Here is a 12,434-nt window from a genome sequence, read left to right on the forward strand (position 1 = left end):
TTTTTATTCATGGAATGGTATCAGCTTGCAAATGCTGCGCAGATTGATTCTCCGGCAATAGTTATATACAGGGGAAGGGTAAAAGATAATATCGCTTTATTGAAAAAAATGATCGATGATATACAACGGTTACGCCCACACGTAAAAACAAATAAGATAGCAGAAGTAGTGCAGTTGATGCAGGAAGCCGGTATACAGCGGTTTAAATGTGCTACAATAGCGGAAGCAGAAATGCTGGGGATGGTGCAGGCTGAAGATGTATTGCTGGCTTATCAGCCGGTGGGCCCTAAAATAGTGCGACTGCTGGAATTGGCACAGAAATATCCACATACTACCTTTTCCTGTGTGACCGATAACACAGATGCGGCGCTGGCCATCAGTGATATCTTTGCAGTACAGGGACGGCGTTTGCCAGTGTATGTTGATCTGAATGTTGGCATGAATCGTACGGGAATCAAACCTGGACAAGCTGCACTGCAACTATACAAGTATCTTCATACCCTGCCAGGTGTAACCCCGGTAGGATTACATGCATACGACGGACATATTCATGATACGGATATGATCATACGAAAGGAAAAATGTGATGCGGCATATGCTTCGGTAGCTGTGCTGGCGGAGCAAATTGCCGAAGCGGGCATACCCCGACCGGTAATTATTGCAGGCGGTAGTCCCACATTCCCGGTACATGCGAAACGAAAAGATATAGAATGCAGCCCGGGTACTTTTGTATTCTGGGACTGGGGATATGGAAGGAACTTACCAGAGCAACCATTCAAATGGGCGGCGTTGGTACTCAGCCGGGTAATATCGGTTATTGATGAACAACACATTTGTCTTGATCTCGGTCATAAATCAGTGGCTGCAGAAAGCCCCCAGCCACGGGTTCATTTTTTGAATGCACCCACTGCACAAATCATCTCTCAAAGTGAAGAACACCTGGTGCTCAAGGTAGAAGCTGCCAGTCACTTCCCGGTGGGCACCGTGTTATACGGTGTACCGCTTCACATATGCCCTACGGTGGCGTTATATGAGAAAGCGTATGTAGTGGAAGATAATACCGCTATTGCCAACTGGCGTATTGTGGCCCGTGACAGGCAGATTATTATTTAGCTGAAAGCGGAAGGCGCAAAGCAAAAAGCTATTGTGGAAGATGACCAAAGCGATTTAAATATTCGCTAAGATTATCCTCCACAATAGCTTTTTGCTTTCTGCTTTAAGCTTTCTGCTTAATAATACAATTGAGTCAGGATATTGGTGTCATCGAAAGACTTGGGTTTTAATCCCAGGAATTCGGAGTATTGAGTGAGTGTAAACAGTGGTTTCAGTTTAGCGTGCAATCCATTTTGCATACTGTTCATTTTAGAGGTATACGCCTTTTCATTGTTCAGGCGTAACGGCTGAATATTTACTTTCTGGCGCAGATAACCCGTGATGATGTTGAGCAGTTTGGGTTTCTGTGCGTCCGTTAGTAAAAGCGTTTTATCCAGTTTACTGACAATAGAACTGGCGGTACCGTCTATATTCATGGTTGGGTTCTGGACCACGGCATCAACGGGCATTGCCAGCGTTGCGGCTGTAAAAGAACAAATGAGCAACAGCAATAATCCTGAAGTGAACAGTTTTTTCATATGTACGTGGGTTTGATGCAGGAGATTACTATTAAATATACTAAATAGTCTTTATTGCATCACCAGTTTTACATAGCGTATCTGTGTATTTCCTTCTTCATTAATGGTAATGTATTCAGACAATAATGTTTTATCGTTAATCCATTGAACCATACCTGGGCCCCAATCGTCCAGGTTAGCTTCGCCAACAGGTTTTATCTCGTTGTTATTTACGCTAAACAATTGAAACCCGTTGGGATCGAAAGCGGCCACGAGGTCCATGCATGCGGTCATGATGTACTTTTTATCGGGCGAAATAGCGGGGGCTGACCAGGTGATCATTGAGTCGCCGTCGAGCGTATTTACCAGGGCAAAGGCGCTGCCTTCATAATAGCTGACAAAAAATCCTTTTCTTTTGATAGATGGATAGTTGGCCGCGTAAGTATACCCGATATACTCTTCGCCTTCGTTGCTATTGTCGGCCAGGATCCGCTGTTTGCCATTTTGGAGTTGTATGGTCAGTTTATTACCTTCTCTTTTTACGAGGGTATCTTTTGCCAGTACCTGGGCTTCGTTGGAATCTGATGGCGGAAGAGGGAATTTGTCAAAATCTGCCTTCTCAATAAAATAAACAAAGAATGTTTTATCACCTAGTTGAACTGTGTCGTCTGGTGTGCTGTGAATAGCCCGGGGGGTGGAATCGTTGGCAGTGGCTGCATTATTTTTGCTTTTCGTCTTACAGCCCAGCGCCAGTATTATGCCTGCGCAAAGCAGGAACCATAACTTATTCATCATCTTTTGTTGCATTTAAGTGTGCAAATGTAAGTATTTAGCATATTGGAGACGATCAGCGGGATAGTCTTTCTCCATCTGCGCCTGTTAATGTAAAAAAGAAAATATATCCCATCATGGCTCCACTTAAAAAGCCGGCCAGGTGTGCTGCGTTGTCTACGCCTTCTGAAACAACGGCAGTGATTACGTTTAATGCGATGAATATTCCTATATACGCCAGGAAAGCCTTCTGTACTTCCCGCCGGAAGAGGGGAGTCGTTAATAAGGCCAGGAATACCCCGAAAATGCCAAAAATTGCTCCCGAGGCGCCTACTCCCACTGCGCTTTGATGATACCAGATACTCATATAGTCAGATACAATACCAGTAACAATATAGGCGCTTCCATACCTGCCGCTGCGAATGACGGGCTCCAGGAAAAATCCGCCAATAAACAATCCAATCATGTTCGTGCAGAGATGAAAAAGCCCTGCGTGCAGGAACATACTGCTGAGCAATCTCCAGTACTGATGGGAAGATATGGTAAGTGGCCAGTAATTGGCTCCCAGGTGCAGTAATTGCCCGCCGTTTCCCTGCCATATATCCATACCTGTTAACGCTGTATAGCCGAAAACCAGTATGTTTATACCAATCAGTACCATGGTAACCGGCATAGCCCTTAATCGATTGGCGATTTTCATCTCCTAAAAGTTAATGAAAAATCATCAATAATACTATTCGTAATTATATTCCAGTATCACATCGGTGTCTGACCCAAGCTTGGTAAATCCTTCGCTATGTACATGTACCCATGCTCCTGAAGGGTACTTGCCACTATTACAGGACCAGGTATATTGCATGGTGGTATAACGCTCATATTCCTGATAATGTTGCTGGCAGCGTGATTTTTCCTTTTCAGATATTTTGATGAGAGCAGGATTTTGAGTGCCCAGGTGGAGTAAGGTATTTGAAAGGTCGTACAGGGGCGTGAGACGGACCACCGGGGCTACCGCACCACTCATCAGTAATTGATTGATCAGGGGATGCAGTGGATTAATAGAGTCATCCCATTCGTACCGGGCAGTACGTAAGGTTACCAGGGGTTCTTCTTTCTTCCCCGAAAAGGTATTCATACAAATGTCTTTCCGTACAGGACCCGCTTTTTTATAGTTCCAGCTCACGGCCTGGGTACTGTCGGAATATTTCAATCCTAGCGGCTGGCCCTTTTCCCAATGAATGGCTGCGGTGCGTAAGGGCTTTTTTTTCGCATCGAAATAGCGTATTTCTTCCACATTTCCGTCTTTATCCCAGGCAGTTACGGCTGCCCGTTCTTGTATCGTATCGGTTTGGTTGTGCCGGTTTGAAACGATCATCCCGGTAATACGATGGCTGCTGTCATAAAAGAAAGTATGAATATTGGTATCGTGTGCACTGTAATGTTGTACCAAAGTTGTCAGGTTACCAGCTTCATCATAATGAAAAGAGTATTGGGGGATATCATCACCCTGGATACCTATCGCGGCGAGCCGTGGTACGGTTGCTTTGTATTTATTGGTGCTACAGGCGGAGATAGCAATGACGATAAATAAGCAGTAGATAACATTTTTCATATGCCAGGCGGATAAGGATATGAAAATACTAATAAGATTTGAGTTTTTCGGTGGTGGCGTCAGCAAGGTGTTGAAAGGAGCTTATAATATGAGCCCTGAGCTTATTTTGTGAATGAATGATAATAGAACAATAGATATCCATATCCGTTGTTTCGATGGCCGCATCGTATTTTTCAATATCAGCTACTTTCAGATGGTTATACCATTGTTCAAAAACACGCATTCGTCCTTTTTGCCTGGTGTCTGCGCTATCACAGACGAAGAAAAGCACTTTCTCCGGATGTGCACTCAGGTAGTTAACGATGATATTGCAATATAGTAATCCTTACCCTTTGATCAAAGGGTGTTTTTCGTAAGGGGTTAAATATTATATCCAGTCCAAAAGTGTATACATCTGTGGAGAATTCAGGATACTCATCAAAATATAACGAGTCATCCAGCAAATACACATTGTATATAATACCGGATTCAGTGGTAAATAGATAATCTCCTTCTTTTACAGTGGAAATGTTATAGGAACTTAACAAACTTAAATCCTTTAGCCTCTAATTCAGATATGCTACCACCTTGGGTCAGGTGCTCATGAATTACCTTTTTGTCAGCTATCATCTTTTTTAATGTAGTGACAATTTTAGGCTCAGGTGTCGATATTTTCTTTACAGGTTTCATCTGTGTTACATTACAAATATAACCAAATCTACCAACAACTTCCGGGTCTTTTGTTAATGAATTCCAAACAACGTCCTTTCAACACAAAAAAAATCCCAAGCTGACAATCAGCTTGGGAAGTTTCTTTTTCCAACAAGTTGGAATATTACTCAGCTACTACTTCAAATTCCAGTTCGGTTTCGTTGCCTTTACCGAAATCGAGGCGAGCTTTGTAGGTACCCAGTTCTTTTACATCATCCAGGATGTGGATGCGGCGACGGTCAATTTCATAACCTTTCTGTTCTTTAATTGCACGGGCAATCTGAACACCAGTTACGCTACCGAAGATCTTACCGGAAGTACCGGTCTTAGCGCCAATTTTAACAGGAGAAGCTTTCAGCACTTCCACCACTTTCGCAATTTCAGCCAGCAGTTTCTCTTCTTTCACTTTCTGCACTTTCAGGCGTTCCTGCAGTTGCTTCATGTTAGAAGGACTAGCTTCTACTGCAAATTTCTGGGGAATCAGAAAGTTTCTGGCGTAACCATTCTTTACGTTAACCAGTTCATTTTTCTGACCCAGGTTATCTACGTCTTGTATTAAGATAATTTGCATAACTTCTTACTTTAAAAGGTCAGTAACATAAGGCAATAAAGCCATTTGACGAGCTTTTTTAATAGCCTGGGCTACTTTACGCTGAAATTTCAGGGAGTTACCCGTAATACGACGTGGCAACATCTTGCCTTGATCGTTCAAAAATTTCTTCAAAAACTCCGCGTCTTTGTAATCTACGTACCTGATGCCCAACTTCTTGAAACGGCAGTATTTCTTCTGACGTTTTTCAGTTTTTACGGCTGTTAAGTACTTAATTTCTTGTTTAGGTTTAACTGCCATAATTTTAAGCTTCAGTGGTTTTAGATTCAGCATTTACGCCATGTCTTTTACGACCGTTGTAAGCAACTGCGTGCTTATCCAGTACAGTAATCATGTGACGTAATACATTTTCATCGCGATTCAGCTGGATTTTCAGCTTCTCATTGAGGTCGGATGGCGCATTATATTCCAGAACAACATACATACCTGTAGTTTTTTTCCGGATAGGATACGCCAGTGATCTTAATCCCCAGGGATTTTCGTGCGTAATTTCTCCGCCGTTATCTTTAATGATATCAGCGAATTTTTTCTGAGCCGCTTTGTAGTCGTCCTCAGAAAGCACAGGGGTAAAGATCACCATCAATTCGTAGTTCATAATTCCCTGTTTTAAATGGTTTAATTAAAAAAAATTAGGACCGCAAAGATACTGAACTATTCCTTATTTCCACATCTTTATCACGATAAACGCCAAATATTTGAAGGCGAATGTATATTTTATTGATAAATAATTAGTTATGAAATAGAAAACCGCCCCGGAAACCCCCAGGGCGGCCACTCATTTACATGGTTTTTTCAAAAAGATCAGCGGCTAATGAAAATCTTACTTACCTGTACCTGCATCCCCGATTGTACCCGCAGGAAATAAACACCAGTAGGCAATTGATCAATATTGACCGTTTTGTAATTTTTTCCCTTGATCAGCTCGGTTCTGCCCTCATATCGCACCCTTCCCTGCACATCAATCAACGACACACTGGCGGGACCACTCATCGGCCAATCCAGCCAATATTGCAACTGATGACCAAAAACGCACCACAATAACTTCAACCACAGGTCTTTACCTATCATAAAGACTGGTTTGACCGGGCTGTACCTGATACTGTTATCCAATCCCACCGTCTTCAGGCGATACTGTGAGAAACCCGGCCAGGGCTGTTCATCGTAAGAAATATAGGCCGACGCATCCGCGATACTGCCCTGTCCCAGCACAGTATCCACCGCTTCATAGCTCCGGCCATTCCTGGAACGCTCTACCACAAAGTATTTGCTGTTGATTTCATAAGGCGTCTTCCAACTTACCAATACCTTATTGCCATCTGGTCTCGCGTCAAATGCGTTGACAGGTAACGGATTCCCCAGCACCTGTAAATTATAACGGCTCACCACCGGGTAATGATCGGTGGTAGTAGCGCCATAATTGCTTACCAGCTTCTCTACCTGCGTTTGTACACGGGCCGATCCAGGAATATAAGCTACCCCGGTTTCATTGGAGCCAATCACGTTATCAATCACCGACGGATAACTGATGGTAGACCGCTGTCCGGACAAACTCAACGGAAGTGTCAAAGGCCGGTAGTCAAGGCTGTCATTCATAAAATCGATATAAGAAGTCGTAGTATCCGGCAACAATTCTGTAGTGATGGTCTTATTCAGATCATCGTTAAAATCTCCCAGCATAATAATATTGCTATACGGATACTGCGCATCCAGGGTGTCTTTCAGCTCTTTAGCACCATTTTTACGCCGCTGCCAGGAAGTGATTTTATCCGGTTTGGTACCGGTATTGGCCTTAGCATGTAACAGGATAAACTGTATGCGGGCTGAATCGTTTTCCAGTTTGGCGGTAGCTTCCATCAGGTAGGGGAAACGGCCCGATGACCAGTTATAATAAGCGCTACTGCTGCCGTTTTGCCGTAATATTCCATAGGTACGTATCTTCCGGATCACTGCTGTTTTATAAACAAACGCCAGCTTCTGCGCACTCACATAATCTACGTCCGTCACGCTATCGGCATACGAGCCAAAGTCAGACAGCACGTAGCTATAACCAGGTAACTGGCTCACTACCGCCCGGAAGCGGGCAGTGTCCACTACTTCGGCCAGCGCAAAAATGTCAGCATCGAGCGATTGTAATACCTTGGTTACATTGGCCTGCTGTAAACTATCATTGGCAGGGTTTTGTACCGGGCTGCCAAACCACTCAATATTCCAGTTCACCACTTTTAACGACCGTAGGGAAGTACCTGATAATTGGATATGATTATCAGTAAAGCTACCTGCGTTAAAGGTAAGATTCCCGGTATAAGCCTGTCCCGCTACACCAGGTACAAATTTTACCGAGATGTCTTTCGGTCCGTTCTGCAATTCTCCTGCGTTAAAGGCTACTGTATTGCCATAGTTGCTACTGTCGCGGGATACCTGGAAGCCGGCAGGGGCGGTAATGTTAAGGTTCGCAGTAAAATCATTGGCCCAGAAATGAATATTTTGGGGAGAAGGTGACTGCCCGGACTTTACATAATCGAAATCCAGTGCCCCGGGGCTGCTGTTAAGCGTTGGCGCCGGCGCTGCGGTAGTATCGCTGAGTATAAAGTCGTCAATAGTCCACCGGGCGGCCTGTACTGCCGGGCCGGAGGTATACACAAATGCAATGGATACATTGGATTGTTTAAATGCCGCCAGGTTAATATCGGACGACAATTTCCATACATCACTGCCACTATCCGGGAAACGCCCGTTCAGTGTCGTCCAGTTAGCCTCCCGCGGATCGCCGGTACCACTGTAGTTGGTAGATATACGCAGTGTCAGTGAAGGACCGGCAAAGGCCGTACGACTGCTGAATTGTAACAGCGGATAATGAAAACCTGTCAGGTCGAAAGCCGGGGAAATCAGCCAGTCTTCATTTTCAACCGCTCCGCCGCTGTACCCGTTTATTTGTACGCCGTTACTATTATTTTGGCCAAAGGTAGTGCAGCCCCATTGTTGAGCGCCACTTACGCTGTATTGGCTGAATCCTCCGCTCAACTGGCTGCTACCGCTCGGCGCACAATCATCGAACCGATAGGTCAGCTCCTGGTTGCCAGTGGCAAATTCCCATTGCGTACTATCACGGATACCGGCAAAAGCATTGCCAGACAAGTCTTTCACAGCCGCGCTATCTATCGTGATATAGTAATGACGGTTAGGTTGCAATGTTTTTTTGAGGGTCAGTGAATTGTTACTGATAACAACAGCTGCATTGTTAATGGCGAAACTGTCGATCCGGCCGGTTTGGCTGTTGTGCAACAGAATATAACCGGTGCCTGCCAGAATATTTTCACTAAAAATAACCTGGGGAGATGTAACAGGCGATACGCCGGTAGCTGCATTAGCCGGAATCAGCGTGCCGGCAACAGGCGCCGTGGTGTCTGCACCAGATCCCGTGGCCTGCAGGTTATCAACAGCAAAGCTGGGCCTGGAGCCGCCACCACTGATTTGCCGGTTTACCCAGCGCAGTTGCACGAGCGATTGGTTACTGCAGGCTGGCGGCAGCGATACTGACTGATGGATGTTATGTTGCGGAGTGGTAATACCCGACCCCGTTTGTGCGATGGTATCGCTCTGATAGGCAGTTTCAGATAAGCTAATGAAATTACCGGTATTGCCTATACGATATTGTACCACCACTTCATTAATACGGGTATTCGCGCTCCCGTCATAAGGATTCCTGATAGTCATCACATCGTAGGCCAGCTGGATATTTTGTTGTCCGCTGGTATTGAGTGCCAGCACCAGTGCATTATCTACGCTACCGCTATTCAGAAATCCCAATTTGCCATTGTAGTTGTATACGCCATTGCCGGTAGAAGAAGCGCTGCCAGTGAGCAGGGCTTTATCTGCTGCCGGCGCCGCAGTATTGAAACTGCCGGAGGGAGCCCCACTTAGCGACCATCCCTGCCATCCATCAGGATAAACGGTGGCCGTGGCCGGGAGTGCATCAAAGTTTTGCTGATAAGGGAGCGACTGTGCTGCAGGATTCGTTTGGGCATGCACGTGGCCCCCGATAAATAAGCCAATAAGCAGACAGAGTAGAGGTTTTTCCATAGTAAGGTTTTAATAAAAAAAAAGGGTTTCAGATTTCGGTAAATAAATCTACGCAATTCAGTTTACCCGGGATATGATTTTTTTGTTAATAACCCTAACAATAATGGATATCCGGATTTTTACAGGAACTTATTTCCCTCCCGGAAAGCCACCAGCTCTTATTCCGCTTTATGATATCATATTTTTATTTAATTAATATGCTTATTGTCATCTTGTCAGCCGAACCCTGGCTGGCACACCCTTTGAAAAAGTTCAGAAAAAATCAGATAACCGATGCAAAAAGGCGCTATACGTGTTCAAACAGAGAACATTTTCCCGATTATCAAGAAGTTCCTGTATTCCGATCATGAAATTTTTATCCGCGAGCTGGTAAGTAATGCGGTGGATGCTACTCAGAAACTGAAAACATTAGCCAGTGTTGGGGAATTCAAAGGAGATCTGGGAGATATTGCTATTGACGTAAAAGTAGATAAAGAAAAGAAAACCATTACGATTGCAGACCATGGTATTGGCATGACGGCAGAAGAAGTGGACAAATATATTAACCAGGTCGCGTTTTCAGGAGCGGAAGAGTTCCTGAAAAAATACAAAGGACAGGAAAGCGGCACCAATATTATCGGGCATTTTGGTCTGGGTTTTTACTCTTCCTTTATGGTGAGCAGCAAGGTGGAAATCTATTCCAGATCATGGAAAGAAGATGCTGCCGGCGTTCGCTGGGAATGCGATGGCAGCCCGGAATATGAGCTGGAAGAAGTATCCAAAACAGACAGAGGTACAGAAATCGTGATGTACATTAACGAGGAAAGTGAAGAATTCCTGGAGGATGGACGTGTACGCGCTATCCTTGAAAAATTCTGTAAGTTCCTGCCTGTTCCCGTTACTTTTGAAGGAACACAAATCAATAATACCAACCCGGCATGGACAAAGAAACCAAGCGAGTTAACAACAGAAGACTATCAGAATTTTTACAAGGAATTATATCCGTTCGCTGAACCTCCGTTGTTCTGGATTCACCTGAATGTGGACTATCCATTCAATCTCACTGGTATACTCTATTTCCCGAAAATCAACAAAAGCTACGAACTACAGAAAGATAAAATCAACCTGTATTCCAACCAGGTATATGTTACTGACGAAGTAAAGGATATTGTACCTGAGTTCCTGATGCTGCTGCATGGTGTGATTGATAGCCCGGATATCCCGTTGAACGTGAGCCGCAGCTATCTGCAGGGCGATCCTAACGTAAAGAAAATCAATGCGCACATCACCAAAAAAGTAGCTGACAAACTGGATGAAATATTCCGGAATGACCGTACTTCTTTTGAAGAGAAGTGGGATTCTATCGGTCTGTTTGTGAAATACGGTATGATGACCGATGACAAGTTCCTGGAAAAAGCCAATAAATTCCTGTTGCTGGAAGAGGTGGCAGGTAGTAAGTTTTATACACAGGAAGAATACCGCACTGCCGCTGCAGCGTTGCAAACCAATAAAGAACAGAAACTCGTCATTTTATATGCTACCAATCCTGTACAACAGGATAGCTATGTGCAAGCTGCGATCAGTAAGGGATACAAGGTAGTGAAAATGGAAACGTTGGTGGATGCTGCCTTTATCAATAATATGGAAATGAAATGGGAGAATGTATCGTTCACCCGCGTAGATGCTGATATTGCAGATAACCTGATTGATAAAGAAGAAAACGCTACCACCGTATTGTCGCAGGAACAGGAAGGTACATTGAAAGAACTGTTTGGCGCCCAGGTGACCCAGCCCAATATCAAAGTGGAAATGAAAGGACTGAGCGCTGAAGCGCAACCGGTAATTGTTACACGTCCTGAGTTTATGCGCCGTATGAAAGATATGGCAGCCATGGGCGGTGGCGGAATGAACTGGTACGCCAACATGCCCGACGAAATCAATATGACTGTAAATGCCAATCACCCGGTATATACCCAGATCCTGAAAGAAAATGATAATACCTTGCAACAGAAGCAAATAAAGAACCTGGCAGACCTGGCATTATTATCTCAGAACCTGCTGACCGGCGCAGATCTCACCGCTTTTGTAAATAGAAGTGTAGAATTGATGGCAGAAAAAAAATAATATAGCTATACAATAAAAAAACATTTCATTTCCTGTTTTTGTTATTTAATTTGCAGTAACCCCCGGAAAACTGCATTTTAACCAGCAGAAGGAAAATATTGTAAAACCTGTCCCCCGTCGTTTTAGCGACGGGGGACTTTTAGTTTTTGGTAGTTATATGAAAAAAAGAGTAATTAAATTTTTAAGTTATGTCATGGTGGCTTGTATGCCCGCTCTGTTTTCCTGTTCAAAAACGGAGCCCGTGACACCTGTGGAAACTACACCGCCTTCGACCACTACTCCTGTTACACCGCCTGCAGCAGAAGATTCCTTTAGCCGGCAAACGGTAGGTATTACCGCGCAAAAGATTGACACCAAAGGGGGAAACATCAGCGATTATCTTCTATATGTTCCCGATGGTTATAATGAGAAGAAAAGTTATAAATGGCCGGTAGTGTTTTTCCTGCATGGTGTAGGAGAAATGGGTAATAATGTGAATGTGCTGAAAAATGTAGGACTGGTAAAAGTGGCAGGGGGGAAGCCTTTCGTGATCATTGCACCGCAGTGTTTAAGCGGGTGGTGGAATCCGCAGTATCTCGATATATTGTACAAGGAAGTATTGGAAAAGTATCACGTGGACCCAACCCGGGTATATCTCACTGGCTTGAGTATGGGAGGATTCGGTACCTGGGACTGGAGCTCTGCCCATCCTGAAAAATTTGCTGCTATTATTCCTATTAGCGGCGGCGGGGATGTAAATAGGATGCCCAACCTGAAAACTATGCCTATATGGGCTTTCCACAGCGCAGATGACCCTACTGTCAATGTAAATAATACGCGGGTGCTGGTAAATGCATTGAAAGCGCTGGGAAGTAATGTGAAATATACAGAATACCCGAATGGTGGCCATGATGCCTGGACCCGTACTTATGCCAATGCAGATGTGTATACCTGGTTGCTGGCACAACATAAATAAACAGCA

12 protein-coding genes are annotated in these 12,434 nt (G+C 44.4%); 3 read left to right on the forward strand and 9 right to left on the reverse strand.

Annotation, left to right across the window (positions count from 1 at the left end):
- The first annotated feature begins 9 nt into the window (after positions 1-9).
- On the forward strand, positions 10-1,113 hold the full coding sequence (locus HGH91_RS29805; RefSeq protein WP_168742894.1) for a D-TA family PLP-dependent enzyme: 1,104 nt from the start codon (positions 10-12) through the stop codon (positions 1,111-1,113).
- A 116-nt stretch (positions 1,114-1,229) separates the two neighbouring features.
- On the opposite strand, the gene HGH91_RS29810 is transcribed toward HGH91_RS29805, so the two are convergent.
- The 9 genes from HGH91_RS29810 to HGH91_RS29850 all read right to left on the reverse strand — a co-directional run bounded on the left by HGH91_RS29810 (position 1,230) and on the right by HGH91_RS29850 (position 9,370).
- Positions 1,230-1,631: a hypothetical protein gene (locus tag HGH91_RS29810; protein ID WP_168742895.1), complete on the reverse strand. Its 402-nt coding sequence runs from the start codon at positions 1,629-1,631 to the stop codon at positions 1,230-1,232.
- Positions 1,632-1,682: 51 nt separating this feature from the next.
- Positions 1,683-2,405 (reverse strand): hypothetical protein, encoded by a 723-nt coding sequence (locus HGH91_RS29815; RefSeq protein WP_168742896.1) that lies wholly within the window; start codon positions 2,403-2,405, stop codon positions 1,683-1,685.
- A gap of 52 nt (positions 2,406-2,457) precedes the next feature.
- Positions 2,458-3,081: a rhomboid family intramembrane serine protease gene (locus tag HGH91_RS29820; RefSeq protein WP_168742897.1), complete on the reverse strand. Its 624-nt coding sequence runs from the start codon at positions 3,079-3,081 to the stop codon at positions 2,458-2,460.
- A gap of 33 nt (positions 3,082-3,114) precedes the next feature.
- Positions 3,115-3,990, reverse strand: coding sequence for a hypothetical protein (locus tag HGH91_RS29825; protein ID WP_168742898.1), 876 nt, complete (start codon positions 3,988-3,990; stop codon positions 3,115-3,117).
- A 28-nt stretch (positions 3,991-4,018) separates the two neighbouring features.
- Positions 4,019-4,297, reverse strand: a complete 279-nt coding sequence (locus HGH91_RS29830; RefSeq protein WP_317166866.1) for a DUF6169 family protein — start codon at positions 4,295-4,297, stop codon at positions 4,019-4,021.
- Positions 4,298-4,804: 507 nt separating this feature from the next.
- Positions 4,805-5,251 carry a 50S ribosomal protein L9 gene (gene rplI, locus HGH91_RS29835; protein WP_106527275.1) on the reverse strand — a complete coding sequence of 149 codons (447 nt, stop codon included), beginning with the start codon at positions 5,249-5,251 and terminating at the stop codon, positions 4,805-4,807.
- Between the two features lie 6 nt (positions 5,252-5,257).
- Positions 5,258-5,530 carry a 30S ribosomal protein S18 gene (gene rpsR / locus HGH91_RS29840; protein WP_133806446.1) on the reverse strand — a complete coding sequence of 91 codons (273 nt, stop codon included), beginning with the start codon at positions 5,528-5,530 and terminating at the stop codon, positions 5,258-5,260.
- Positions 5,531-5,534: 4 nt separating this feature from the next.
- A complete protein-coding gene (gene rpsF, locus HGH91_RS29845) occupies positions 5,535-5,885 on the reverse strand; it encodes a 30S ribosomal protein S6 (RefSeq protein WP_211092473.1) in 351 nt (116 codons plus the stop codon).
- A gap of 206 nt (positions 5,886-6,091) precedes the next feature.
- Positions 6,092-9,370 (reverse strand): Ig-like domain-containing protein, encoded by a 3,279-nt coding sequence (locus tag HGH91_RS29850; protein ID WP_168742900.1) that lies wholly within the window; start codon positions 9,368-9,370, stop codon positions 6,092-6,094.
- 273 nt (positions 9,371-9,643) lie between these two features.
- Here HGH91_RS29850 and htpG point away from each other — a divergent pair, with 273 nt between their 5' ends.
- On the forward strand, positions 9,644-11,473 hold the full coding sequence (gene htpG / locus HGH91_RS29855) for a molecular chaperone HtpG (RefSeq protein WP_168742901.1): 1,830 nt from the start codon (positions 9,644-9,646) through the stop codon (positions 11,471-11,473).
- 241 nt (positions 11,474-11,714) lie between these two features.
- Positions 11,715-12,428: a dienelactone hydrolase family protein gene (locus HGH91_RS31465; protein ID WP_168742902.1), complete on the forward strand. Its 714-nt coding sequence runs from the start codon at positions 11,715-11,717 to the stop codon at positions 12,426-12,428.
- The last annotated feature ends 6 nt before the right edge of the window (positions 12,429-12,434 follow it).

This window comes from Chitinophaga eiseniae (assembly GCF_012641265.1).
Taxonomy (GTDB): Bacteria; Bacteroidota; Bacteroidia; order Chitinophagales; family Chitinophagaceae; genus Chitinophaga; species Chitinophaga eiseniae_A.

What these genes read in the sequence shown, in the direction of transcription:
- htpG (WP_168742901.1), top strand. Translation starts at nt 9,644, where the DNA reads ATGCAAAAAGGCGCTATACGTGTTCAAACAGAGAACATTTTCCCGATT.
- HGH91_RS29805 (WP_168742894.1), top strand. Translation starts at nt 10, where the DNA reads ATGGAATGGTATCAGCTTGCAAATGCTGCGCAGATTGATTCTCCGGCA.
- HGH91_RS29825 (WP_168742898.1), bottom strand. Translation starts at nt 3,990, where the DNA reads ATGAAAAATGTTATCTACTGCTTATTTATCGTCATTGCTATCTCCGCC.
- rpsF (WP_211092473.1), bottom strand. Translation starts at nt 5,885, where the DNA reads ATGAACTACGAATTGATGGTGATCTTTACCCCTGTGCTTTCTGAGGAC.
- HGH91_RS29820 (WP_168742897.1), bottom strand. Translation starts at nt 3,081, where the DNA reads ATGAAAATCGCCAATCGATTAAGGGCTATGCCGGTTACCATGGTACTG.
- HGH91_RS29850 (WP_168742900.1), bottom strand. Translation starts at nt 9,370, where the DNA reads ATGGAAAAACCTCTACTCTGTCTGCTTATTGGCTTATTTATCGGGGGC.
- HGH91_RS29810 (WP_168742895.1), bottom strand. Translation starts at nt 1,631, where the DNA reads ATGAAAAAACTGTTCACTTCAGGATTATTGCTGTTGCTCATTTGTTCT.
- rplI (WP_106527275.1), bottom strand. Translation starts at nt 5,251, where the DNA reads ATGCAAATTATCTTAATACAAGACGTAGATAACCTGGGTCAGAAAAAT.
- rpsR (WP_133806446.1), bottom strand. Translation starts at nt 5,530, where the DNA reads ATGGCAGTTAAACCTAAACAAGAAATTAAGTACTTAACAGCCGTAAAA.
- HGH91_RS29815 (WP_168742896.1), bottom strand. Translation starts at nt 2,405, where the DNA reads ATGATGAATAAGTTATGGTTCCTGCTTTGCGCAGGCATAATACTGGCG.